Here is a 26,243-nt window from a genome sequence, read left to right on the forward strand (position 1 = left end):
GTTGATGTTATCAAAATTTATTATTCAGTGGCTTACTTTTCTGCTGATCGTGCTTATCTCTTTTTCCAGTGTTCAGCATCCTGTAACGAGTGGATACATAAACGAATTACGGGAGAGGGCAGATACAGTAATGAAGCAGGAAGATCCTTTATATATGGAAATTTTAAAAAGACAGAAAGACTATGAAATTGCTCCGGTGGATGCTGTAATTGATAAAGTATGGAAGGCAATACCAGGTTATAACGGGTTAAAGCTGGATGTACAGGCCTCTTTTGAAAGGCTGAAAGAAGAAAAAGAGTTCCAGGAAGAAAAGTTAGTTTTTACCCAGATTCCCCCTGAGACGGTACTGGCGGATCTGCCGCCGTCACCAGTGTACAGAGGTAATCCGGAAAAGCCAATGGCTGCTTTAATGGTAAACGTGGCCTGGGGCAATGAATACCTGCCCGGCATGTTAAAGACAATGAAAAAACATGGAATTCAATCGACTTTTTTTCTTGATGGCTCATGGGTGAAAAATAATCCAAATCTTGCTAAGATGATAGTAGAGGAAGGCCATGAGATCGGCAACCATGCATATTCACATCCGGATATGAAAAATTTATCCCGGGCTGCTATTAGTGAGGAGATAAGAAAGACTAACGAAGTGATTGAAGCCGTGCTTGATCTGAAACCGGAATTGTTCGCACCTCCAAGCGGAAGCTACCGGCAGGATGTAGTGGAAGTAGCAAGGGAGCATGGGATGTATACGATCCTCTGGACAGCAGATACAGTGGACTGGAAAAAACCGGAGCCTTTTGCGATGGCAGAAAGGACAGTCAGCAAAACTGAACCAGGAGCATTGATCTTAATGCACCCTACTTCATCTGCTGAAGACGGACTTGAAGCTATAATCACAGGGATAAAGGAAAAAGGGCTGGTAATCGGGACTGTCAGCGATGTGCTTAGTGAAAATAGAATTGCTCGCCCGAAACAATAGAGGAATACAGGGAGGATCATTGTGATTAAACGATTTGTAGGGAATAATGGCTTGCGGATTGTATTTGAACCAAACAATACTGTCCGCTCAGTATCAATAGGAATCTGGATAGGAACAGGTTCAAGATTTGAATCTAAACAGGAAAACGGTGTCTCTCATTTTCTTGAACATATGTTTTTTAAAGGGACGAAATCAAGAAATGCCCAGCAGATAGCTGAATCTTTTGATTCTATCGGCGGACATGTGAATGCATTTACCTCAAAGGAATATACCTGTTACTATGCTAAAGTGCTTGATACTCATGCAACACATGCTGTAGATGTACTTGCTGATATGTATTTCAATTCTCTTTTCGATAAAAATGAACTAAAGAAAGAAAAGGGAGTAGTTCTGGAGGAAATAAAGATGTATGAAGATACACCTGATGACATCGTTCATGATCTCCTGAGCAAAGCAAGCTATGGTGAACATCCTCTTGGCTATCCGATTCTCGGTACGGAGGAAACACTGGATTCCCTGTCTTCAGAGTCTTTAATTAAGTATATGGATCAATACTATAATGCAGAAAATGTTGTTATTTCTATATGTGGAAACGTGGATGAAAAATTCGTTTCCTATGTGGAGAAAGTGTTTTCACCTATGAAGCAGGGCAGCGGCATTGATAAATCACTTACCAAACCTGATTTTAAATCTGAAATTATTGCAAGAAAGAAGGAAACCGAGCAGGCGCATCTTTGTATTGGCTTTGAAGGATTCCCTCTCCATGCTGAAGAAATATACAGCCTTATCCTTCTTAATAATACTCTCGGAGGAAGCATGAGCAGCAGGCTTTTCCAGGAGATCAGAGAAAACCGGGGTCTTGCTTATTCTGTATTTTCCTATCATTCAGCCTTTCATGACACTGGTATGCTCACTATATACGCAGGTACAGCTCAGCGCCAGCTTGACGAACTGTACGAAGTACTGATGGATACGGTAGGAAAGATCAGAGAAGAAGGTATGACAGAAAAAGAACTTAAAAATGGCAAAGAACAGCTAAAAGGCAGCCTGATGCTCGGACTGGAAAGCACAAACAGCAGAATGAGCAGGAATGGTAAGAACGAGCTTCTTTTAGGCAGACACCGAAGTTTAGATGAAATAATCGAAGAGATTGATAAAGTAGACCTGAACAAAGTTAAAGAAACAGGGGAACGAATCTTCAGTAAAGAGTATTCTCTTACGCTAATCAGCCCTGAAGGAAAGCTTCCTAAGGGTGTACATTAATTAGCTCTGTTCACGGAGACTTATAATATTAAACATGCTGCGGTAATATCGCGGCATGTTTTTTTGGTCCCTTCATACGATGTATTATCAGCTGTAATTTCAGCAGAAGGGATGGGTGGGATAAGATGAGGCTCAGCGAAATCAGCAACAAAGAAATAATCGATTACCAGAAAGGCCAGCGTCTTGGTGTGCTCGGACAGACAGACTTAATAATTGACGAGAAAACAGGGCAGATTGAAGCGTTTGTTATTCCGACTCTGAAGTGGTTCGGAATGGGAAAACGGGAAAAGGAGGTTACCGTATACTGGAAGCAGGTTAAAAAGATCGGAACGGATATGATTATTATAGAAGTTTGATAACCAGAGAAGGAATGTCCTATTTACCCGCCCGTGTCTGCATGCCGAAGAATAATCGGCATGTTTTTCTTTTTTTATCCAGGAAAAAAGTTCTCTGTTTTCTCACATGCAGGGTGCAAGTTACATAATATGTGGTGAGTTTATATCGCAAGCAGTTCCCCTTTAAATAAAGGATAAAGAAAGGGGAGAAATAGTATTGTTGACAGATATGCATATAGCCATTGTTGGCGGTGATGCAAGACAGCTGGAAATTATCCGTAAACTTTCGGAACAGGACGGAAAGCTGTCGCTTATTGGGTTTGACCAGCTGGATGATGGCTTTGCAGGAGCGAATAAGCATTCATTTGACACATTAAATCCTGCTTCCGTCGATGCTGTAGTTCTGCCGGTAAGCGGCATGAACAATGAAGGAGAAGTTGAATCCATCTTTTCAAAAAACAAAATTATCCTTCGGGAAGAATGGCTGGATAAAACACCAGGGCATTGTGTGCTCTATACGGGAATTTCGAATAACCTGATGAAGAATATGGCGAAAAGGACAGGTAAAAAACTTGTAGAGCTGTTTGAACGGGATGATATAGCCATTTACAATTCTGTTCCTACAGCAGAAGGCACGCTGATGATGATTATCCAGAACACTAACATAACGATCCACGGATCAAAGATCATCGTGAGTGGTTTCGGAAGAACTGGTATGACTATAGCGAGAACTTTAAAGGCACTTGGAGCTGATGTAGAGGTTGCTGCTAACGAAGGGGACTTGAGAGCAAGGGCTTTTGAAATGCATATGGAGAGTTACCCTCTGAAAGAGCTCGCTCAGAGAGTCAGGGATAAAGACGTTATTGTGAATACCATTCCGGCGAAAATTTTCACAGCTGATATTTTATCAAAAATGCCTGCTCATACGCTTATAGTAGACGTAGCCTCTAAGCCGGGAGGGACTGATTTTCGTTATGCTGAAAAAAGAGGGATAAAAGCATTGCTGGCTCCAGGGCTGCCAGGTATAGTTGCTCCAAAAACGGCAGGGAAAATAATCGCCAATATACTTGCTGACTTGCTTAAGGAGCAGCTGGAAACAGAAAAAGGAGGAAATAGCTGAATGTCTTTGAAAGGGAAGCATATAGGATTTGGCTTGACTGGGTCTCACTGTACGTATGATGAAGTAATGCCAGTGATGCAGCAGCTGGTGGATGAGGGGGCAAAGGTAACCCCTTTTGTCAGCTATACTGTACAGTCCACTGATACAAAATTCGGCAGGAGTGAAGACTGGCTGGAAAAAATCCGCAGTATCACTCCTGAGCCAGTTGTGGACAGTATCGTGAAGGCAGAACCATTTGGCCCTCAGACGCCCCTTGATTGTATGGTAATAGCACCATTGACAGGTAATTCCACGAGTAAGCTGGCTAATGCCCTTACGGATTCCCCTGTACTGATGGGGGCAAAAGCGACCCTGAGGACAGGAAGGCCTGTAGTTCTGGCTGTATCTACAAATGATGCCTTAGGACTTAACGGAGTTAATATTATGAAACTCATGGCTGCAAAAAACATTTACTTTGTGCCTTTCGGTCAGGATCATCCGTTTAAAAAGCCAAATTCTCTCGTAGCTGATATGGAAAAAATCCCGGAAACGATAAAAGAAGCCATGTTACACAGGCAGATTCAGCCTGTTTTAATTGAAAGATATAAAGATTAGTGAAAAATTCCGTAAGTGTTGCTAAAATAGAGAGGGAGGTTTAGCACTGTTCTTCTCAATTTACTTTATTCGTAGTTAAGGGTCCCTTAACTACGTTGTGTTTTTTTTGAACATCCGGGATCAAGAAACGGACCGTTAATTATGAAAGGAGACTTGCAAATGACTAAATCAGGATATCGAGTTGCCGTAGTAGGAGCGACAGGAGCAGTAGGAGAACAAATGCTTAAAACACTTGAGAGAATGGATTTTCCGGTAGAAACTTTACTGCCGTTATCTTCAAAACGTTCTGCAGGAAAGAAGGTTAAATTCAGAGGTGAAGAGCTTACTGTTCAGGAAGCAGCTCCTGAATCTTTTGAAGGAATCCAGCTTGCATTATTCAGCGCCGGAGGGTCTGTTTCCAAAGCACTTGCCCCTGAGGCCGTTAAGCGCGGAGCTATAGTAGTGGACAACACAAGCGCATATCGAATGGATGAAGGTGTGCCGCTTGTTGTTCCGGAAGTTAATGAAGAGGACCTGAAAAACCATAATGGCATTATAGCCAACCCGAACTGTTCAACAATTCAGATGGTTGCAGCGCTTGAACCAGTCAGGAAGAGCTATGGACTTAAAAGAATCATAGTATCAACCTATCAGGCAGTTTCCGGGGCAGGAGCCGATGCAGTGGGCGAAATGTATGAGCAATCAGGCCAGATAATGAACGGGGAAGAAATCGATCCTCAGATTTTACCTGCAGGCGGAGATAAGAAGCATTACCAGATTGCGTTTAATGCTATTCCGCAAATTGATGTTTTCACGGATAACGGCTATACGTTTGAAGAAATGAAAATGATTAATGAAACAAAAAAAATAATGAATGACAGCTCTTTAAAAGTGGCTGCTACATGTGTCCGTCTTCCGGTGGAAACAGGCCATTCAGAATCTGTTTTTATCGAAGTGGAAAACGACGGGGTAACAGTGGAAGATATACAAAGCGTACTTAAAGAGGCGCCTGGCGTAACACTTCAGGATGACCCGTCTTCACAGCTTTACCCTATGGCAGTTGACGCTGCAGGGAAAGATGATGTGTTTGTCGGCAGGATTCGAAGAGATTTAGATACAGAGAATGGCTTCCATATGTGGATTGTTGCTGATAATCTGTTAAAAGGTGCAGCATTAAATTCTGTACAAATTGCATTCTCACTTGATAAATTAGGTTTGCTGAAAAAATAAATGATATTATTCAGGTTGTGCAATTGGATGTAAAGGTGGAACGATGAAATGGAAATCGTTATTCAGAAATTTGGCGGTACTTCTTTAAAGAATGATGAACTCCGCATGAAAGCTGTTGAACATGTGTTAAAAGCTATCCATAAAGGGTACAAGGTAGTTGTGGTAGTTTCTGCTATGGGAAGAGAGGGCGACCCGTATGCAACAGATACCTTGCTCAATCTTGTGGGAGGTTCATCCTCCTCAAAGGTTTCAAAAAGAGAGCTGGATTTAATCGCTTCATGCGGTGAAACAATATCCTCTGTTGTGTTTTCCAGCCTCCTGAACAGTAACGGGGTAAACGCCCTTGCTATGACTGGAGCGCAGGCAGGGTTTCGCACGAACGAAGATTATACAAATGCGAAGATTACAGAAATGAAAACGGAGAGCCTGAAACTCGCTCTTGAACATTATGATGCAATAGTGGTTACTGGCTTTCAGGGAGAAACTCCGGCCGGCACTACTGCTACACTTGGAAGAGGAGGAAGCGACACCTCAGCAACAGCACTGGGAGCAGCCCTTGATGCAAAGGTGGTGGATATCTTCACTGATGTGGCAGGAGTGATGACTGCAGATCCGCGCATCGTTGAAAACGCGAAGCCTTTAAATATTGTGACATATAATGAGATTTGCAACATGGCCTACCAGGGAGCAAAGGTGATTCACCCTCGTGCTGTGGAAGTAGCCATGCAGGCGAAAATACCAATTCGTATACGTTCTACTTTCTCTGATGATGAGGGTACACTCATTACCTCCAGTACAACAAAAGCTGCAGGAAGAGATGTAGAAGAACGGCCGATCACAGGTATCGCCCATGTACAGAACGTCACTCAGATTAAAGTGATTGCAAATGAGGGAGAATATAATTTACAGACTAAGGTTTTTAAAGCAATGGCTCAGGCGGGCATTTCTGTAGATTTTATTAACATTCACCCTCTCGGTGTTGCTTACACAGTAAATGATGAAGTGGCAGAAAAAGCTGCGTCTATACTAAAAGAGCTGGAGCTGAACGTACAGCTTCTTCCAAACTGTGCTAAGGTTTCCGCTGTTGGCGCCGGGATGACAGGGGTGCCAGGTGTGACTTCCCGGATTGTTGAGGCTTTGGCTTCAAAAAATATACAAATACTACAATCAGCAGACTCTCATACAACAATCTGGGTCCTTGTAAAAGGCGATGATATGGTGGAAGCAGTTAATGCACTCCATGAAATGTTCCTGCTGTCAGAAGAGAAATAAAAGGAGTTGGTCACATGAATTTCGGTCGTGTTGCAACAGCGATGGTGACACCATTTGATTCAAAAGGCAATATTGATTTCCAGAAAACAACAAAGCTGCTGGAATACTTGATTGCAAATGGTACAGACGCAGTTGTTGTTGCAGGTACAACAGGAGAATCACCTACATTATCCAATGAAGAAAAGCTCGCGTTATTTGAACATACAGTAAAAGTGGTTGACGGCCGTATCCCTGTGGTTGCCGGTACTGGGTCAAATAACACATATGCTTCAGTGGAACTGACAAGAAAGGCCGAAAATGCTGGTGTGGATGCTGTAATGCTCGTGGCACCTTACTACAACAAGCCCTCACAAAAAGGCATGTATGAGCATTTTAAAACAATAGCTGAAAAAACTTCTCTCCCGGTTATGCTCTATAACGTACCAGGGAGGACTGTAGTAAGCATGGATGCTGATACGACAATAAAGTTATCTCAAATTAAGAATATCGTCGCAGTAAAAGAAGCAAGCGGAGACCTGGACCAGATGACAAAAATTATCGCTAATACTCCTGACGACTTCCTCCTCTATTCAGGCGACGACAGCCTTACCTTACCGGTAATGGCTATTGGCGGAGCTGGAATTGTTTCCGTAGCATCTCATGTAATTGGCAATGAAATGCAGGAGATGGTTCGGGCATATGACTCAGGTGATGTGAAAGAAGCAGCTCGGGTTCATCAGAGCATTTTGCCTGTAATGAAAGGAATGTTTATGGCTCCAAACCCTGCACCTGTCAAAACCGCTCTGCAGCTTAAAGGACTTGATGTTGGGGGAGTGCGTCTGCCGCTTCTTCCTCTTTCATCAGAAGAACGAAGCGACCTGTCCCGCATCATGGACAGCGTACGCTGATTTTCAGGGAAATTCGAGCCCTCTCCGGCATAGGGAGGGCTTTTTTTTACCAGCAGGACCACTGAAAAACAGTCGTTTCCTGTTTCCATTTCATGTTGGGCTGAACAGAAGTCTGGCAGAGAACAGCCTTGAATGAAAAGAAAGAGAACACTCCATACTATCCTTAAGAAGGAAAGGAGTGTGCTTTTTTCATGCCTGAAAACAACAGCGGCCAGCCGGCCCAGCCTAGTACAGATCAGGATCAGGGAAAGAAAGAAGGCCTGCTGGATAAAATACAGCAGCTTGGACAGACGAATGTTCCGCAAATGGAACAGTCAAACATTCACGTTGTTTCGATTATCGGACAGATAGAAGGTCATATGCAGCTGCCTCCGCAAAATAAAACAACAAAATACGAGCATATTATTCCTCAGCTTGTCGCTGCAGAACAAAACAACAAGCTCGAAGGCCTGCTGATTATTTTAAACACAGTTGGAGGAGATGTAGAGGCGGGACTGGCGTTAGCTGAAATGATATCAACTATGTCAAAACCTACTGTCACCCTGGTACTTGGAGGGGGACATTCTATCGGTGTTCCAATCGCTGTGGCGGCCAATTATAGTTATATAGCTGAATCGGCGACTATGACCATCCATCCGATCCGCCTTACCGGCCTCGTAATCGGTGTCCCGCAGACATTTGAATATATGGACAAAATGCAGGACAGAGTAATTAATTTTGTAACGAAGCATTCAAACATAACTGAAGAAGACTTCAAAGAACTCATGCTGTCGAAAGGAAATCTTACGAGAGATATCGGAACAAACGTTGTAGGCAAAGATGCAGTTAAATATGGTCTCATCAATGAGGTAGGCGGCATAGGTCACGCCATTAAAAAGCTGAATGAATTAATTGCCGCAGCTAAACCAGAACAGAATGAGGATGTGATCCAGTGATCCTTTATACTTATCAGTCAATGGAATCCATCTTTCCTGTAAACGAAGATGATTACAATAAACAACAGCTTGTGGATATACCAGGCGGCCAGCTCCTTCTGGAACCTGTACCTTCAGCAGAAAATAGTGCTGCAGGAAGCGGTTCAGGAAAATACCGTATTGTAAAACTCCTGTCTACTGACCCGAATATGTATCTGGAAACAAAATACCAGCCAGGAGAAATGTATGAAGGTCCAGTTGGTTGAGGCTGATTGGTTAGTATCTCAACGTGTCCCCAAGGTTCCAGGAACGATCGTTCCTGGAACCAAAGTGCCGGGATAAAATCTGGAGCATTAAGGAGCATACGTAAGAAAACACGAGCAGTCTAACGTGGCCATGATGCACCATCTCAAAAAAACAACCTTATAAGTACAATTAGAAACCTTCGCCTTATAGCAAATGGAAAAAAAATCTGCTATAATAATGAAAACAAGCGTTCGACATCCCTTATAGGCAGCCGTTTTTCGGCTGCTTCTTCCATTTGCAAAAAAAACAGAGGTGGTTTTATGGCAGGCAAACGCCGGAAAAAACAGCAAAGAAAATGGAAAAAACAACTTACATATGAATTACTTGGACTTTTTCTGTTAATTATTTCACTTATAACATTTGCGAGACTTGGTATTGTGGGCGAGGGTCTCGTGCAGCTGTTCCGGTTCTTTCTTGGCAGCTGGCATATTGTACTGACAATCGCATTATTTATTTTCTCCCTTTATATCATGGGGAAAAGAAAGGTTCCGTATTTATGGACGAGAAGACTTACAGGGGTTTATCTGCTCATATTTTCATTCACTTTACTGAGCCATGTGAATTTATTTCGCCAGCTCTCGAACCACGGGGAGTTTGTGGACAACTCTGTGATCAGGAATACGTGGCATTTATACTGGATGCAGATCCAGGGACAGGGTGTAATTGATGAAATAGGCGGAGGCATGGTAGGTGCGCTTGGTTTTTCGCTGACACACTTCCTGTTTTCTTCCGGAGGGACGATTGCCTTTGCTGTCGGATTAATTCTGGCTGCACTTGTACTTATAACAGGAAGATCGTTTATGGATGTCATAAGAAGAGGCAGCGGAGGGTCCGCCTCCCTGTTACTTAAATTAAAGGATTGGATCTGGAAACAGGCTGTTGAAGCAGGTTCTGCCCTGAAGGGACTTAAAGGGAAATGGCAGGAAAGAAACAGATCAGAGAAAAATGATCGATACAGCGAAACTCATCTGCAGGAAGAGGACCCGGAACCTGCAGGAGAGCCGGAAATTTACGATTTTTCCACAAAAGCCTATAATACGGAAACAGGCGAAATAATTGATATGGAGCCGGTAAGTAACGGTTCGGAATCAGAAACAGAAATTATACCTGCTTCAAAGGAAGAGCATTCTGAAAAACAGGTGAACCAGACTTCTGAAAAGAAAGAGCGTAAGGAGGAAAACAGCAAAGGAAGCGGATCCTTTGTTGTGAGCGCTGAAGAAAATGAGTTTTATGAGGTGCCTTCAATAGATCTTCTTGCAAACCCGGCGAAAGCCAATCAGTCCCGTGAGCATTCTATGCTTTCAAAAAATGCCCGGAAGCTTGAAAGGACACTGGAAAGCTTCGGTGTCAGCGCAAAGGTTACAAAAGTCCATCTAGGACCGGCGGTTACAAAATATGAAGTATATCCAAGTACAGGGGTTAAGGTGAGCAAAATAGTTAACTTAACTGATGATCTTGCTCTTGCCCTGGCAGCGAAGGACATTCGAATGGAAGCGCCAATACCGGGTAAGTCGGCGATAGGGATTGAAGTTCCGAACCAGGAAGTATCCATGGTTACATTAAGAGAAGTTATTGAGTCGCCGCAAATGAAAGAGAAGAATAATAAGCTTGCGATTGCCCTTGGCCGTGATATCTCCGGGGAAGCGGTGGTAGCTGAGCTGAATAAGATGCCGCACTTACTTGTTGCGGGAGCCACAGGAAGCGGAAAAAGTGTATGTATCAACGGCATAATTGTCAGCATACTTATGAGAAGCAAGCCACATGAGGTGAAGCTGATGATGATTGACCCTAAAATGGTGGAGCTGAACGTATACAATGGAGTGCCACACCTGCTGTCTCCAGTAGTTACAGACCCTAAGAAAGCTTCTCAGGCTCTCAAAAAGGTTGTTAATGAGATGGAAAGGCGTTATGAATTATTTGCTTATTCAGGAACGAGGAACATTGAAGGGTATAACGCCTACATTGCGAAGGAAAATAAAAAACGGGACGAAACAGAGCAGTATCAGCCCCTGCCTTATATCGTAGTAATTGTGGACGAGCTTGCTGATCTCATGATGGTTGCTTCCTCAGATGTGGAAGACTCGATCACAAGGCTTGCACAAATGGCCAGAGCTGCAGGAATCCATTTAATTATTGCTACCCAGCGCCCGTCAGTGGATGTAATAACCGGGGTGATTAAAGCAAATATCCCTTCCAGAATTGCTTTCGGTGTTTCCAGTTCAACAGATTCACGAACGATTCTTGATGGTAATGGAGCTGAAAAGCTGTTAGGCAGAGGGGATATGCTGTTTCTGCCGGTAGGAGCTAATAAAGCAACAAGAATACAGGGAGCGTTTTTATCTGATGAGGAAGTGGAACGAATTGTTAACCATTGCATCGAGCAGCAGAAAGCACAGTATGCTGAGGAAATGATGCCCCAGGAAGGAGAAGAAACAGTTTCCGGAGAGGTTGATGATGATTTATACGACGATGCAGTAAATCTGATTGCGGAGATGCAGACTGCTTCGGTGTCCATGCTTCAGAGACGGTTCAGGATCGGATACACAAGGGCCGCAAGACTTATCGACGAAATGGAAGCAAGAGGTATTGTCGGCCCTTACGAGGGAAGTAAACCTAGAGAAGTATTAATCGGTAAACCGGAAAATAGTGAAATTTCAGGTTGATTCACAACATTCGAGAGGCTGGGACAAAACAGCCTCTTATAATTTTTTATAGTCTTACATATTATTTCATGGTACATTAATTATACCAGTATACTTTGAGTGCTTTTATGAGGGGGGAGTTCCAATGATTAAGTCAGACCACAGGCCGCTTTACCTCCAGGTTATTGATAAAATTAAAGAAGATATAGATAAAGGTATTTACGAAGCGGGAGAGAGACTCCCTTCAGAATTTCAGCTGTCCAGACAGCTTGGAGTCAGCAGAGCGACATTAAGAGAAGCTTTGCGAATGCTTGAAGATGAAAATATTATCATTCGTAAGCATGGTGTAGGAACATTTATAAATTCTAAACCATTATTCTCGTCCGGTATTGAAGAACTGTTCAGTGTCACGGATATGATTCAGAGGGCAAATAAAAAGCCGGGAACTATATTTTTATCTTCTGTAGTTTCTCCGGCTTCAGATGAGGACAGAAACCGGTTTAATAATGCAAAAGTTAATGAAATGACCATTATTGAGCGTGTAAGAACAGCAGATGAAGAGCCAGTTGTATATTGTCTTGATAAAATACCGAAGATGTACCTTCCTGATGCTGTATCTCATCATCAGCAATCTATTTTCGAACAGCTGGAAGATGCGGGAATCGCAATCAGCCATGCGGTAACTCAGATTGAACCTCTCGGTTATCATGATGAAATATCTGAGATTCTGCAATGCGGACCTGAAACGGCTCTGCTGGTATTAAAGCAGCTTCACTATGACGAAGAAGAACGTCCTGTATTGTATTCACTAAACTATTTTCGTGCAGACAAATTTAAATTTCACGTTGTCCGAAAACGTGTATAATTTTTATGTAACCCTCTGGCCCCGCAGCCAGAGGTTTTTTTGTTTTATGAATAATAAATAACAAAATTAAACAAACAATATACTGGAACACGAAGGAGGAAGAAGGCTATGGCTTATGTATATACGGCTTTTATTTTACACCCTGAAGAATACCTGGAAGTGACAGGAGATCCGACCAGAACCTTTGTGCAGCAACCAGATATAACGTCGAGATGGCAAGAGGCTGAATATGAATAAGAAAGTTAAGAAGCTGGAAGCGATTTTGTGGAGTATCGCGCTGCCAGGTTTTGCCCAGATCCTTAACGGTAAATTTATAAAAGGAGCTTCCTTTGTCCTGCTTGAAATTATTATTAATGTAATCAGCAGGTTCAATCTTGCGATCATGTATTCGTTTCAGGGGTTCATTTACGAAGCTATTGATGTGATAGATTTCCAGTGGCTCATGTTCTATCCATGTTTGTATATGTTTTCTATGTGGGACGCCTACCGTGACGCTGAAGGTGAAACCGGGCCTTATTCCTATCTGCCTTTTGCCTTCGGTGCATATCTGGTTACTGTAGGCCTGATGTATTCCACGCAGCTGAGGATTTTCGGTGTCCTGCCAGGTCCCGTTTTCCTGCCGATGCTGTTCCTGATACCGGGTCTTGCCATTGGTTTTCTTATCAGGAGTGTTTTGTTAAGACTTGCTTCCTCTTAACAAAGCCAATAAGTATGAAGTTTTAAAAAAAATAACATAATACCGGTAATTTCCAGCTTAATTTTTGCATTGGCATAGTTCTTTTAGCTAAAATCATAGTTATAAGTAATTACTCATCCTGGTAAGCACAGACAAAAGAGAGAAAAGGGAGGAAGTCCAATTGCGCGAACATACAATTCATGATTTTGAAACGGGCTCATTAAATGTGCATGTACTGCCATCAACCACGTATAAAACAAATACGCTGCTGCTTCATATGAGATCTTCTCTTGATAAAGACACTGTTACAAAAAGGGCACTGCTGCCTTATGTCCTTCAAAGCGGTACGGAAAAGCATCCATCAAGAAAAGATATTCGTCATGAGCTTGACGAATTGTACGGAGCAACACTTAATGTGGATGTTTCTAAAAAAGGTGAAAACCACTTGATGACATTCAAGATGGAAGTTGCTAATGAAAAGTTTTTGACGGATGACCGGCCGCTGCTTGAGCGGGCCATCGAGATGCTTGCTTCTGTCGTTCTTCACCCGAGAACGTTAAATGACGCTTTTGACAAATCTATCGTTGATGGAGAAAAACGGGCGTTAAAACAAAAACTGGCTTCTGTGTATGATGATAAAATGAGATACGCAAATAAGCGTTTAACAGAAGAAATGTGTGAGGATGAACCGTTCAGTCTGTTTGTCCTTGGAGATTCAGAGGATCTCTCAGAAATTGATGAAAAATCCTTATATGATTATTATCTAGAAGCAATTGAAAACGACCAGCTTGATTTATACATTATTGGTGATGTAGAGGAATCAGAAATGGAAACCTTAATTTCCAGACATTTTGGCGCTCTGGGAAAAAACGAGCGAAAAGAGAAAAAAGTAAATAAAGCGGTGCAGAAACACAGGGAAAATTCCCGTGAAGTAATTGAGGAACAGGATGTTCAGCAAGGGAAGCTTCATATAGGCTACCGTACTTATACAACGTACGACGATGCTGATTACTTTCCTCTGCAGCTGTTTAATGGAGTGTTCGGAGGATTTTCCCATTCGAAATTATTTATTAACGTCAGGGAAAAGGCCAGCCTTGCCTATTATGCGGCTTCAAGAGTGGAAAGCCATAAAGGCCTGCTCATCGTGATGTCAGGTATAGAAAGCAATAAATTTAATGATGCAACGGAAATCATTTTTAAACAGATGGAAGATATGAAAAAGGGGAATTTCTCTGAAGATGATTTAGAGCAGACAAAAGCTGTATTGAAAAACCAGCTTCTGGAAACAATGGATGTTCCGAGAGGGTTCATCGAACTGGAGTATCATAACAGGCTGTCAGGCACGGAACGCCCGCTTTCCGGCTGGATGGATGAAATCGACAGTGTGACGAAGGAAGATGTTGTAAGGGTTGCAGAGAAAATAAAGCTTGATACGGTTTATTTCCTGAAGGGGAAGGAGGAAGCAGGTAATGAATAAAGTAACATTTGATCAGCTGCAGGAGACTCTTTACCATGAAGAGCTTCCAAACGGACTATCAGTATATGTACTCCCAAAAAAGGGATTCAATAAAACCTTTGCTACGTTCACAACGAAATATGGGTCTATTGACAACCATTTCATACCTCTTGGCAAAAAGGATGCTATTAAGGTGCCGGACGGGATTGCACATTTTCTGGAGCATAAACTGTTTGAAAATGAAGAAGGGGAAGATGTATTCCAGCAGTTCAGCAAACAGGGAGCATCCGCTAACGCATTCACGAGCTTCACACGAACAGCGTATTTATTCTCAAGTACGATGGAGATAGAAAAAAATCTGGAAACATTGCTTGATTTTGTCCAGGACCCTTATTTTTCAGAGCAGTCAGTGGAAAAAGAAAAAGGGATTATTGAACAGGAAATTAAGATGTATGATGATAATCCGGACTGGAGAAATTACTTCGGGCTAATCAGCAGCATGTATGAATATCACCCGGTGAAAATCGATATTGCAGGTACAGCGGCATCTATTAACGACATTACGAAAGATATGTTATATACGTGCTATGAAACGTTCTATCACCCGAGCAACATGGTTGTATTTGTAGTAGGGAACCTGGAACCGGAGAAAATAATCGAACAAATCAGGAACAACCAGGCGAAAAAGGATTTTAAGGCACCGGAGAAGATCGAGCGCTTTTTCGAAGCCGAACCAGAGGAAGTGCATGAAAAAGAAACGACCATTAAGATGAATGTAAATACTGGGAAATCGTTAACAGGCTTTAAAGATAAAAGGCCTGATAAGCAGGGCACCGACCTGCTGAAGCACGAACTGTCCATTCAGCTGCTGCTGGAAATGATGTTCGGGCAGAGCAGCGAAAATTATCAGAAGCTTTTTGATGAAGGACTTATTGACGACAGTTTTTCTTTTGATTATTCAGGTGAATACGGTTTCGGCTTTTCTGTTATCGGAGGAGATACAGACCACCCTGAAAAGCTGGCGGGCCGTGTAAAAGAGATGACAAATGAATTCATTTCCGGGAATATCGATAAGGGACAGATGGAGAGTATCAGAAAGAAAAAGATCGGATACTTTCTCCGTTCCCTTAACTCACCGGAATTTATCGCAAACCAGTTTACACGCTACCAGTTTAATAAAATGGATCTTTTTGAAGTCATCCCAACACTGGAGTCACTAACGGAGCAGGATCTTGAAAATGCTATGAAAGAGCATTTTAATACAGAAACTCAGATGAGTATATGTTATATAAAGCCAAAGGGAGAGTAACATGAAGGAGAAACCAACAGCGTTTATTTCCGGCGCGAGCGGTGATATTGGCGGTGCAATTGCAAGAAAGCTTGCAGAAAAAGGCTTCGATCTTATACTGCATTACAATAAAAATAAAGAACGGGCCTTGCAGCTGAAATCAGAACTGGAGGCAGACAGGGAAACTGTCTGCCTCCTTTATCAGGGGGATTTCACCCGGCCGGCGGAAGCACTGAGGGACCTGAAGGCACTGAATACTGCGCCGGAAATTATCATACATAACAGCGGGACTTCCAGGCAGGGGCTTATCACCGATCTGCCGGCGGAAGAAGTCACCCTTGGTTTTACAGAAGGGCTTATCACACCATTTTTAATAACGCAGGCTTTTCTCCCGGAGATGATAAGAACGAGAAAAGGAAAGATTATTGTGATTTCTTCCATCTGGGGCCTCACGGGAGCCTCCTGCGAGGTTTTGTATTCCACCGTAAAAGGCGGACTGAATACGTTTGTTAAAGCCCTTGCTAAGGAAACGGCCCCGAGTAATATTCAGGTAAACGGTATAGCCCCAGGGGCGGTGAGGACCCAGATGCTCAATGGCTTTTCAGAGGAAGAACTGGCCATGCTTGAGGAAGAAATACCTGCAGGAAGGCTTGGAACTCCTGAAGAAATTGCTTCCGCCGCAGCTTTTCTTGCTTCTGATGAGAGCAGCTATATCAACGGACAAATCCTGTCGGTGAACGGAGCATGGTATTGTTAAGACGGCTTAAGGGACCATAATTAAAATGCAGGGCATCAGAATCGTTTACAGGAAAATGAATAATTATCTTCCCGAGAGAAAAAACTAACGTTGAATTACATCTTAAGGAGGAAAATTACCATGTCTGTATTAGATAACTGGCAGCAATGGAAAGAGTTCCTTGGCAGCAGGCTTGACCAGGCGAAGAGTGAAGGAATGACGGAACCTGTTATTAATGAAGTTGCCTATCAGGTTGGAGAATACCTGGCAGAACAAGTTGATCCTAAAAACGAGCAGGAACGGGTACTCGCCGATCTTTGGAACGTGGCTTCTGAAGAAGAACAGCACGCTATCGCCAACATGATGGTTAAGCTGGTACAAAATCAATAATCTGAAAAAGTGCCGCAGCTGCGGCACTTTTTTATTAAGGTCACGAGAGGCTTTCCAATACACGCCACTATTGACCGGAAATGATGCCGCGAGATGAGTAATTCACCCTATGATTATAAAAGCAGCTTCGTATCTCTTCGCTTTAAAGCTCCTCAATTAGCGGGTTTTCTTTAATTTGTATAAGGGTAATGGTAAAAATTCAGTGAACAATTTTATTGAAAATAGGCAAATTTTCGCTAAAATCCGACGTTCATAAGAAATCTCTTTAAATAGGGAAAAAAATCGATTATGATTAAAGTTAGAGAAAATGGACCATAAGGTCAAACCTTTGTTATGTCAGTATCGAAAACACAGACGACCTGAAGGAGAGAAAGGAGTTGGCCGATGGAGGAGAAGCAGTGGTACTTAGAATATCAGATTAATGAAAACCGTCCAGGTCTCCTTGGTGAAATTGCCTCATTGCTGGGGATGCTGCAAATAAACATTGTCACAATTAACGGTGTTGAACATCAGCGAAGAGGAATGCTGATTAAAAGCAAAAATGATGAAGCAATTATGCGCCTGAAATATATTCTGGAAACGATGGACATTATAACATTAAGGAAGATAAGGGAGCCGAAGCTGCGGGACGTACTTGCAGTCAGGCATGGCCGGTACATCGAAAGGGATGAAGACGAGAAAAAACTGTTTCGTTTTGTAAGAGCGGAATTAGGTCTTCTCGTTGATTTCATGGCGGAGCTGTTTAAAAAAGATGGCCACCGCCTGGTAGGGATCAGAGGGATGCCCCGGGTAGGAAAAACGGAATCTGTCGTAGCTGCGAGTGTATGTGCGAATAAACGCTGGTCTTTCCTTTCTTCAACACTATTAAGGCAGACGATTAGAAGCCAGCTCGCTGATGATGAACTATCGGAAGATCATATTTATATCATAGACGGAATCGTTTCCACAATGCGGGCATCAGAAAGGCACCAGATGCTGGTGAGTGAAATCATGCGGCTTCCTGCGACAAAAGTTGTGGAGCATCCGGATATATTTGTAAGAGAAACAGAGTATTCACTCGATGATTTCGATTATATTATTGAATTGCGCAGCGAAGAAGGGGAAAAAATCACATATGAAGCTGTAGAATCAGGCTTCTCTTCCTTTGATATAAGCTAAGTTGGTAGGTGGTGTTACGATTGTCAGAATTAGGAATGCGGCTGAAGGCCGCACGGGAAGAAAAGGGCTATTCGCTGGAAGAACTCCAGACGATTACTAAAATACAGAAACGATATTTAACAGCAATTGAGGAGGGGGACTTTTCCCGCCTCCCAGGAGACTTCTACGCTCGTGCTTTTGTAAAAAGGTACGCGGACGCAGTAGGTATTGATCCTGAAAAACTCTTTGAAGAGCACAGTGGTGAACTGCCTCAGCCTAAACGGGAACCTGCAGAACTCCCGCCGCGGGCGACAAGGTCTAAACCGAAAATAATGAAGAAAAAAACTAAATTCGCTGCCCTGGTGCCGACTTTGTTTGCAGTAATTTTCATTACAGCTATCGCTGTGGGAATCTGGGCATTTGGCCAGAGGGATGGCGCTGAAGAGCCTGTGGGCATCCCCCGGGAAGAACAGCAAGGAACCTCTGAAATGGATATTCCGGCTAATAATATTGACGAAAATGAAGAGAATAATAACGGGGAAAATGCTTCTGATGCAGATAATAATGAGCCTGAAAACGCAAATGAAGAAGAGGATGAAGAATCTTCCCCTGAACAGTCTCTGGAATTTGAAGAGTCCCAGGGCAATAATGCCATTTATACGTTATCAAACACTGACAATTTCGAAGTGAGGCTTGAATTTAGCGGTGACAGCTGGCTTCAGCTCACTAATGGTGATGGGGAGAGTCTTCATATGCAGACTCACTCAGCCGGGGATGAAGAAGAGTTTGATTTTTCCGGGGAGGAACAAATTGAGTTCAACCTGGGGCATACCCCAACTGTTGATATTTATATTAATGATGAGCTTCTGGAATATGAGCTGGAAGTGACACGACAGTATGTGACTGTCCATTTTGAACCTCTGGAACAGGAGGATTGATTAAAAGAGAGCTGGCAACCAGCTCTCTTTATTTTACACTTTCAGAAACTATAATATTTCAGCCGTGAAGTTGATTCGAAGTAGTGATTTTAAGGAGAAGGTATAAGTGCAGCTACGCCTCTGTGTTCCCCTTAAGCCCCGGCCAATCGACGAGTTTTCTTTAGGTGTGTTTTTTTAGCTTAATACTTATTTAATTCCTCTTTTCCCGGTGCCGCTCATATTAGCATTATCGCTGTTATTCTGTTAAAATTGATAAAGCTCACGTACTGGAGCACAATGAGGCAAGCCCTGTCTTTAACAGAGTTAGGAGGATCCAAGGTGAATATACCTAATCAAATTACTATATCTCGTATTTTCTTAATTCCCGTGTTTATGATTTTTCTGCTCGTTCCGTTTGGGTGGGGTGAAATAGCACTGCTCGGGACTGAGATACCCGTTTCACATTTAATTGCTGCAATTATTTTTATTATTGCTGCTTCTACAGACTGGCTGGACGGGTATTACGCCAGGAAACATAATCTCGTTACCAATATGGGGAAATTTCTTGACCCCCTCGCTGACAAACTCCTTATTACTGCTGCTTTTGTGTCATTAACAGGTCTGGATATGTTTCCTGCATGGGCCGCTGTTCTGATCTTAAGCCGTGAATTTGCGGTAACCGGGCTCAGGCTGGTTGCTTCCGGAGAAGGCGAAGTAATCGCCGCAAGCAACTGGGGTAAATGGAAAACGGTCAGCCAGATCGTCGCTGCTTCGGCAATTATGCTACATAATATTATTTTTGAAATGCTGGCAATACCTTTTGCTGAAATAATGGTGTATGCAGCAGTTATTCTCACCCTTATTTCGGGTATTGATTATTTTATAAAAAATAAACATGTTATAAAAAATACAAAGTAGTTTACCGGAAGGTGAAAACTGATGAATGGAGAAATAGTCGCAGTAGGATCTGAACTCCTTCTGGGCCAGATTGCCAATACAAATGCCCAATTCCTTTCAGAACAGATGAACCAGCTTGGGATTAATATTTACTATCATTCTGTAGCAGGAGATAACGAGGGAAGATTGGCAGCCGTTATAGAAAACGCACGTAAAAGATGCGATCTCGTAGTACTTACCGGAGGGCTTGGACCTACGAAAGATGATTTAACAAAAGAAACATTAGCCGAAGTATTGGGCAAAGAACTAATATACGATGAGACTGCAAAAAGAAGAATAACTGATTATTTTAAGAAGACTGGCAGATACATGGCAGAAAATAATCTGCAGCAGGCTCTTGTTCTGGAAGATTCTGTAGTTTTCCAGAACGACCACGGCCTGGCATGCGGCATGGCTGTTAAAGAGGATGGCTGTTTGTTCATTCTTCTGCCCGGGCCTCCTAAAGAATTAAAGCCAATGTTTAATAAGTATACAGTCCCGTATATAAAGAGTCAGCTGAAGTACACAACTTTCATTCAGTCCAGAGTGCTCCGCTTTTTTGATATTGGTGAATCTCAGCTTGTGGAGCAGATCGATGACTTAATTGAAAACCAGGTGAACCCTACCATTGCTCCGCTTGCGGGGGATGGGGACGTAACACTCCGTTTAACAGTAAAAGGCAGCGATGAAGGGGAGAACGAAAGAAAGCTCAATGATCTGCAGGAAACAGTTCTTGCCCGGCTTGATAAGTATTTCTATGGTATAAACGATGACTCTCTTTTTAAGCAGGTATTCCTGCAGCTTAAAGAGAGAAAGGCGACGCTTGCTGCTGCTGAGAGCCTTACAGGGGGTCTCTTTTCTGCAGAGTTAACAAATATCCAGGGTGCTTCAGGTATCTTTAAAGGCGGCTTTGTTACGTATACAAACGAAGGGAAAGCGAATACACTTGATGTAGCCAGGGAAATTCTTCACAAACACGGGGCAGTCAGCCGGGAATGCGCAGAGGAAATGGCAAAAGGAGCAAGACTCAAAGGAGAATCTGATTACGGGATAAGCTTTACAGGCGTGGCCGGACCAGATTCTTCTGAAGGTAAGCCACCCGGGCTAGTATATATTGGTATTTCTTCCCGGGAATCTGCCGAAAGCTATGAGCTCAGGCTTGCTGGAAGCAGAACGGGTGTGAGAGAGCGTTCCGTTAAATATGGAGCGTATTATTTGATACAATTCTTGCGTAAGGAAATGGAAAAGGTGGATGGATAAATATGAGATTTGAGGATTTTGAAATAGCAAGTGAAATAAAAAGGGCGATTAAAGATATGGGATTTGAAGCCCCTTCGCCAATTCAGGAAAAAGTAATTCCTGAAATTCTGAAAAAACAGGATGTTATCGGACAAGCACAGACCGGGACTGGTAAAACAGCTGCTTTCGGTATCCCTTTAATAGAACATGTAACAGAAGATAAGCATGTCCAGTCATTAATTCTGACACCAACAAGAGAGCTGGCAATCCAGGTAGCCGGGGAACTGCAGAAGCTCTCCAAATATAAAAATATGCAGGTTCTCCCTATATACGGCGGCCAGTCTATCGGCCATCAGATTCGCTCTTTAAAAAGAGGGGTGCAGGTTGTTGTAGGGACTCCTGGAAGAGTTCTGGACCATTTAAGCAGAAACACTCTCCAGCTGAGAAGTGTGCACACTCTTATTCTTGACGAAGCAGATGAAATGCTTGATATGGGATTTATTGAAGATATTGAAAAAATACTTCAGCAGGTAAACAGAGAGAGGCAGACACTGTTATTTTCGGCCACTATGCCTCCGCCGATCAGAAAGCTGTCCAATAAATATATGAACCGCCCGACACAGGTAACGATAAGTAAAGGGGAGGTAACCGCTCCTTCCATTAAACAGGTATATTATAAAGTTCTTGAGAAAAATAAGCTTGAATCTCTCTGCCGGGTAATCGACAGTGAAAATGTAGAGCTTGGTATCATTTTCTGCCGTACGAAAAAAGGTGTTGCTGAACTGACAGAAGCACTTCAGGCTCGCGGGTATATGGCTGACGGCCTTCACGGCGACCTGACTCAGTCACAGCGTGATCTCGTTATGAAGAAATTCCGGGATTCGTCTGTAGAATTCCTGATTGCAACAGATGTTGCTGCCAGAGGTATTGATGTGGAAAATGTTTCCCACGTTATTAACTACGATATACCTCAGGACCCGGAGAGTTATGTGCACCGGATCGGGCGTACAGGAAGAGCAGGAAGAGAAGGTGCGGCTGTCACTCTCGTTACTCCGAGAGAAATGAAGCATCTCCGCTCTATTGAATCAGAAATAAAAATGACTATCCCTTCTGAACGGATTCCTTCCGTGGAAGAAGTTGTTGAAAAACAGCAGCATGTCTGGAAAGGACAGATCGTTGACATGATTGAATCCGAAGAGGAAGAAGCCGGGTTGTACGATGCCATCGTTTCTGAGCTGCTTGAACAGTATCCGCCTGAAAAAATTGTTGCTTCCTTAATGAAACTGGCGTTCTATAATCATGACGATCTCAATGATGATGGGTATGATTTCGGAGAAACAGGTGCTCAGAAAGGCATGACGAGATTCTTTATTAATGTCGGGCGTAATATTGAACTGACGCCGAAAAAACTGGCGGCAGAAGTTTCTCACCTCGTGGGCATTCCGGAAACTGCAGTTGGCAGAATTGATATTTTTGAAAACTTCACCTTTATGGAAGTACCTGAAGAGGTAGCGCCGTTCGTTTATGAAGGGCTTAAATATTCCAGGGTGAACGGAGCAAGAATTAATCTTGAGCCTGCGAAGCCACGTCCGAAAAGGAAATAAGACAGAAACAGAGTCCAGCTGAATCTTCCTCACCTTCCGGAAGACTTCAGCTGGATGTGTTTTATTATTAGATACAGAAGCTAAATCTTTTTGTAAAAAACACGAACGAATGTTTGCAATTGTGATCCATATAGGTTAAAATACTATTAGAAAGTTAAATTGCTTTATACATTCTTCGCAATTTTATATATAAAAGGAGAGAGAAACATGTCAGATCGGAAACAAGCATTGGACATGGCCCTGCGCCAGATTGAGAAACAGTTCGGTAAAGGTTCAATCATGAAACTAGGGGAACAGGCAGAACAAAGAGTATCAACTGTATCAAGTGGTGCTCTGGCACTTGATATCGCTCTTGGTGTCGGAGGATACCCTAAAGGAAGAATCGTAGAGATCTACGGACCTGAATCTTCAGGTAAGACAACCGTTGCCCTTCATGCTATAGCAGAAGTTCAGCGCAACGGTGGACAGGCTGCATTTGTGGATGCTGAGCACGCTCTCGACCCGGTATACGCACAGAAGCTGGGTGTAAACATTGACGAACTTCTTCTTTCCCAGCCGGATACAGGGGAGCAGGCTCTTGAAATCGCTGAAGCTCTTGTACGAAGCGGCGCTGTCGACATTATTGTCGTGGACTCAGTGGCTGCCCTTGTTCCTAAAGCGGAAATTGAAGGCGAAATGGGAGACAGCCACGTTGGTTTGCAGGCAAGATTAATGTCTCAGGCTCTTCGTAAGCTTTCCGGAGCTATTAACAAATCAAAGACTATTGCAGTATTCATCAACCAGATTCGTGAAAAGGTCGGGGTTATGTTCGGAAATCCAGAAACTACTCCAGGCGGACGGGCATTAAAGTTCTATTCCTCTGTAAGGCTTGAAGTACGCCGGGCGGAAACGTTAAAGCAGGGTAATGATATGGTCGGTAACAAAACGAAAATAAAGGTTGTAAAGAATAAAGTTGCTCCTCCGTTTAAAGTAGCGGAAGTAGATATTATGTATGGACAGGGGATCTCCCGTGAAGGCTCCATTCTCGACATCGGCTCAGACCTTGATATTGTCCAGAAGAGCGGTGCATGGTATTCCTATAACGAGGACCGTATAGGGCAGGGAAGAGAGAATGCCAAACAGTTCCTGAGGGAAAATCCTGAGATCACAGATGCGATAGATAAGCAGATAAGAGAGTACCACGCCCTTGATGCTCCGAAGGAAATTCCTGCGGATTCCGAAGATGAGGATATGACTCTCGATTTTAAATAAGTTATAATTGAGTGTGACTTTAGCAAATAATAGAAAGCCCGGATAACTGATTCTGCAGAAGATCAGCCGTCCGGGCTTTCTCACTTGTATAATTCATGCTGGCTTCCCGAGGCAATCCGAATGATTTTTCTTGTATTAAATATTACAGGTAATGGAAACCGCTCGCAAATAAACTGTAAACTCGTAATATTCCCTTTTTTATTGATCTTAATGCATAATTTGTCCAATGTTGCATGAATGACGCCTTACCAATGCTTGACATTGTAAATTATGAAGCATACAATTAGAAAGAATACTGCCTTACCTAAACACATACTCATACTGAATGAGCTGTGCTGGATGTATACTTTTTTAATGAAAATGAACATGTGTAATTCCAATGAAATCAGCAACAAACAAAGAAATAGCATGAGGAGGTGAATCAATCTTGAACATTATAGTTCAAATCCTCATTTTGCTATTCACTGCAGTGATCGGTATCTTGATCGGATACTTCGTTCGTAAATCTATCGCAGAAGCTAAAATTTCCAGTGCAGAGCATCTCGCACAGCAAACGGTTGAAGATGCTAAGCGTGAAGCAGATGCCAGCAAGAAAGAAGCGATTTTGGAAGCGAAGGATGAAGCTCATAAAATCCGTATGGAAGCAGAGCGTGAAGTCCGGGATCGACGCAACGATATTCAGAAGCAGGAAAACCGGTTAGTTCAAAAAGAAGAAGTATTGGACCGAAAAAGTGAAACGTTAGACAAGAAAGAGGACGCTCTCGATAAGAGAGAAGAAGAATTGTCAAAGCGTCAGCAACAAATCGACGAGATGAATAGCAAGGTCGAGGAAATGGTAAAAGAACAACAACTGGAACTGGAACGCATTTCCGGCTTCTCAAGAGATGAAGCACGTGAAATCATCATGAAATCAGTGGATGAAGAATTAACCCACGATAAGGCTGTTATGATTAAAGATGCTGTAACAAGGGCGAAAGAAGAAGCGGATAAAAAAGCAAAAGAAATTTTGTCTATGTCCATTCAGCGCTGTGCAGCAGACCATGTAACAGAAACAACAGTATCAGTAGTAAACCTGCCAAACGATGAAATGAAAGGCCGAATTATCGGGCGGGAAGGGCGGAATATCCGGGCCCTTGAAACATTAACCGGAATAGACTTAATTATTGATGATACACCGGAAGCTGTAATTTTATCCGGTTTCGACCCGATTCGCCGGGAGATTGCGAAAACGGCTCTGGAAAAACTCGTTCAGGACGGAAGAATACACCCTGCACGAATCGAAGAAACAGTGGACAAAGCCCGTCGCGAAGTAGATGAACTGATTCGTGAATACGGTGAACAGACAACCTTCGAAATGGGGATACACGGACTCCACCCTGACCTTATAAAAATACTCGGCCGACTGAAGTTCAGAACGAGTTATGGCCAGAATGTGTTAAAGCATTCCATGGAAGTAGCTTATTTGAGCGGGCTGATGGCCGCAGAATTAGGGGAAGATGTTCAGCTTGCCCGTCGTGCAGGTTTATTGCATGACTTAGGTAAAGCAATCGATCATGAAGTTGAAGGAAGCCACGTGGAAATCGGTGTTGAGCTTGCAACGAAGTACAAAGAACATCCAGTAGTAATTAACAGTATTGCATCACATCACGGAGATACCGAAGCAACTTCAGTGATCGCAACCCTGGTTGCTGCAGCAGATGCATTATCAGCTGCCAGACCAGGAGCGAGAAGAGAAACGCTGGAAACTTATATTAAGCGTCTCGAAAAGCTTGAAGAAATTTCAGAGTCCTTTGAGGGCGTTGAAAAGACTTACGCTATTCAGGCTGGCCGTGAAGTCCGCATCATGGTGAAACCGGACTTTATTACCGACGAGGATTCGTACCGGCTTGCTCGTGAGATCACCAGGAAAATTGAAGATGAACTCGATTATCCAGGTCACATAAAAGTAACAGTGATCCGTGAAACAAGGGCAGTTGAGTATGCAAAATAAAGTGGCTTTCCGCCACTTTATTTTTTACATATTGGAATGAATTTCATATATAGGCTTTGAATAAAAAAGACGGACATTGCTTTTCGATTGCAGCGTAAGACGGCGGTGACTGTCTCTTCCTCTGCCAGCTTAGCTCCGTAGAATATCCGTCGAGACAACTCGACGCATTTGCGGTGAAGAAGATGCTCGTTCTTGCGGGAAAAGCATGAAAAGCTGAAAATCCATTTTTGCCGGCGTTCA

Annotated in this window: 25 protein-coding genes; all 25 read left to right on the forward strand. The window is 42.9% G+C overall.

Annotation, left to right across the window (positions count from 1 at the left end):
* Window positions 1-4: 4 nt before the first annotated feature.
* Complete coding sequence (locus tag BK582_RS13925) at window positions 5-976, forward strand: polysaccharide deacetylase family protein (protein ID WP_078595640.1); 972 nt, start codon at window positions 5-7, stop codon at window positions 974-976.
* A gap of 21 nt (window positions 977-997) precedes the next feature.
* Window positions 998-2,239: a M16 family metallopeptidase gene (locus BK582_RS13930; RefSeq protein ID WP_078595641.1), complete on the forward strand. Its 1,242-nt coding sequence runs from the start codon at window positions 998-1,000 to the stop codon at window positions 2,237-2,239.
* Between the two features lie 125 nt (window positions 2,240-2,364).
* Window positions 2,365-2,595 carry a YlmC/YmxH family sporulation protein gene (locus tag BK582_RS13935; protein ID WP_078595642.1) on the forward strand — a complete coding sequence of 77 codons (231 nt, stop codon included), beginning with the start codon at window positions 2,365-2,367 and terminating at the stop codon, window positions 2,593-2,595.
* 196 nt (window positions 2,596-2,791) lie between these two features.
* Window positions 2,792-3,694 carry a dipicolinic acid synthetase subunit A gene (gene dpaA / locus BK582_RS13940; protein ID WP_078595643.1) on the forward strand — a complete coding sequence of 301 codons (903 nt, stop codon included), beginning with the start codon at window positions 2,792-2,794 and terminating at the stop codon, window positions 3,692-3,694.
* On the forward strand, window positions 3,695-4,288 hold the full coding sequence (locus BK582_RS13945) for a dipicolinate synthase subunit B (protein WP_078595644.1): 594 nt from the start codon (window positions 3,695-3,697) through the stop codon (window positions 4,286-4,288).
* A 159-nt stretch (window positions 4,289-4,447) separates the two neighbouring features.
* The gene (asd, locus tag BK582_RS13950; RefSeq protein ID WP_078595645.1) at window positions 4,448-5,497 is read left to right on the forward strand and encodes an aspartate-semialdehyde dehydrogenase; all 1,050 of its coding nucleotides are present in this window, start codon (window positions 4,448-4,450) and stop codon (window positions 5,495-5,497) included.
* Between the two features lie 48 nt (window positions 5,498-5,545).
* The gene (gene dapG / locus BK582_RS13955) at window positions 5,546-6,769 is read left to right on the forward strand and encodes an aspartate kinase (protein ID WP_078595646.1); all 1,224 of its coding nucleotides are present in this window, start codon (window positions 5,546-5,548) and stop codon (window positions 6,767-6,769) included.
* A 14-nt stretch (window positions 6,770-6,783) separates the two neighbouring features.
* Window positions 6,784-7,656, forward strand: a complete 873-nt coding sequence (dapA, locus tag BK582_RS13960) for a 4-hydroxy-tetrahydrodipicolinate synthase (RefSeq protein ID WP_078595647.1) — start codon at window positions 6,784-6,786, stop codon at window positions 7,654-7,656.
* A 191-nt stretch (window positions 7,657-7,847) separates the two neighbouring features.
* The gene (locus BK582_RS13965; protein WP_078595648.1) at window positions 7,848-8,591 is read left to right on the forward strand and encodes a ClpP family protease; all 744 of its coding nucleotides are present in this window, start codon (window positions 7,848-7,850) and stop codon (window positions 8,589-8,591) included.
* On the forward strand, window positions 8,588-8,836 hold the full coding sequence (locus tag BK582_RS13970; RefSeq protein ID WP_078595649.1) for a YlzJ-like family protein: 249 nt from the start codon (window positions 8,588-8,590) through the stop codon (window positions 8,834-8,836). The genes BK582_RS13965 and BK582_RS13970 overlap by 4 nt, the downstream gene beginning before the upstream one ends.
* 300 nt (window positions 8,837-9,136) lie before the next feature.
* Window positions 9,137-11,539 carry an FtsK/SpoIIIE family DNA translocase gene (locus tag BK582_RS13975; protein ID WP_078595650.1) on the forward strand — a complete coding sequence of 801 codons (2,403 nt, stop codon included), beginning with the start codon at window positions 9,137-9,139 and terminating at the stop codon, window positions 11,537-11,539.
* Between the two features lie 124 nt (window positions 11,540-11,663).
* The gene (locus BK582_RS13980; RefSeq protein ID WP_078595651.1) at window positions 11,664-12,383 is read left to right on the forward strand and encodes a GntR family transcriptional regulator; all 720 of its coding nucleotides are present in this window, start codon (window positions 11,664-11,666) and stop codon (window positions 12,381-12,383) included.
* A gap of 108 nt (window positions 12,384-12,491) precedes the next feature.
* Window positions 12,492-12,620, forward strand: coding sequence for a hypothetical protein (locus tag BK582_RS28090; RefSeq protein WP_269148955.1), 129 nt, complete (start codon window positions 12,492-12,494; stop codon window positions 12,618-12,620).
* Window positions 12,613-13,080, forward strand: coding sequence for a hypothetical protein (locus BK582_RS13985; protein WP_078595652.1), 468 nt, complete (start codon window positions 12,613-12,615; stop codon window positions 13,078-13,080). The genes BK582_RS28090 and BK582_RS13985 overlap by 8 nt, the downstream gene beginning before the upstream one ends.
* A gap of 160 nt (window positions 13,081-13,240) precedes the next feature.
* On the forward strand, window positions 13,241-14,536 hold the full coding sequence (gene yfmF, locus BK582_RS13990; RefSeq protein ID WP_244895390.1) for an EF-P 5-aminopentanol modification-associated protein YfmF: 1,296 nt from the start codon (window positions 13,241-13,243) through the stop codon (window positions 14,534-14,536).
* Window positions 14,529-15,824, forward strand: coding sequence for an EF-P 5-aminopentanol modification-associated protein YfmH (yfmH, locus tag BK582_RS13995; RefSeq protein WP_078595653.1), 1,296 nt, complete (start codon window positions 14,529-14,531; stop codon window positions 15,822-15,824). The genes yfmF and yfmH overlap by 8 nt, the downstream gene beginning before the upstream one ends.
* A gap of 1 nt (window position 15,825) precedes the next feature.
* Window positions 15,826-16,560 (forward strand): elongation factor P 5-aminopentanone reductase, encoded by a 735-nt coding sequence (gene ymfI / locus BK582_RS14000; protein ID WP_078595654.1) that lies wholly within the window; start codon window positions 15,826-15,828, stop codon window positions 16,558-16,560.
* A gap of 120 nt (window positions 16,561-16,680) precedes the next feature.
* On the forward strand, window positions 16,681-16,929 hold the full coding sequence (locus BK582_RS14005) for a DUF3243 domain-containing protein (protein WP_078595655.1): 249 nt from the start codon (window positions 16,681-16,683) through the stop codon (window positions 16,927-16,929).
* Between the two features lie 384 nt (window positions 16,930-17,313).
* Window positions 17,314-18,087, forward strand: coding sequence for a DUF3388 domain-containing protein (locus BK582_RS14010; protein ID WP_078595656.1), 774 nt, complete (start codon window positions 17,314-17,316; stop codon window positions 18,085-18,087).
* A gap of 11 nt (window positions 18,088-18,098) precedes the next feature.
* The gene (locus BK582_RS14015; RefSeq protein ID WP_414457986.1) at window positions 18,099-19,004 is read left to right on the forward strand and encodes a helix-turn-helix domain-containing protein; all 906 of its coding nucleotides are present in this window, start codon (window positions 18,099-18,101) and stop codon (window positions 19,002-19,004) included.
* 318 nt (window positions 19,005-19,322) lie between these two features.
* Window positions 19,323-19,901, forward strand: coding sequence for a CDP-diacylglycerol--glycerol-3-phosphate 3-phosphatidyltransferase (gene pgsA, locus BK582_RS14020; protein WP_078595658.1), 579 nt, complete (start codon window positions 19,323-19,325; stop codon window positions 19,899-19,901).
* 21 nt (window positions 19,902-19,922) lie between these two features.
* Window positions 19,923-21,179 (forward strand): competence/damage-inducible protein A, encoded by a 1,257-nt coding sequence (locus tag BK582_RS14025; RefSeq protein WP_078595659.1) that lies wholly within the window; start codon window positions 19,923-19,925, stop codon window positions 21,177-21,179.
* A 2-nt stretch (window positions 21,180-21,181) separates the two neighbouring features.
* Entirely contained in the window at window positions 21,182-22,762 is a 1,581-nt protein-coding gene (locus tag BK582_RS14030; protein WP_078595660.1) for a DEAD/DEAH box helicase, read from the forward strand.
* Window positions 22,763-22,969: 207 nt separating this feature from the next.
* Complete coding sequence (gene recA / locus BK582_RS14035; protein ID WP_078595661.1) at window positions 22,970-24,013, forward strand: recombinase RecA; 1,044 nt, start codon at window positions 22,970-22,972, stop codon at window positions 24,011-24,013.
* Between the two features lie 427 nt (window positions 24,014-24,440).
* Window positions 24,441-26,003: a ribonuclease Y gene (gene rny / locus BK582_RS14040; protein WP_078595662.1), complete on the forward strand. Its 1,563-nt coding sequence runs from the start codon at window positions 24,441-24,443 to the stop codon at window positions 26,001-26,003.
* Window positions 26,004-26,243: the final 240 nt, after the last annotated feature.

The organism is Evansella clarkii, assembly GCF_002019695.1.
GTDB lineage: Bacteria > Bacillota > Bacilli > Bacillales > Salisediminibacteriaceae > Evansella > Evansella clarkii.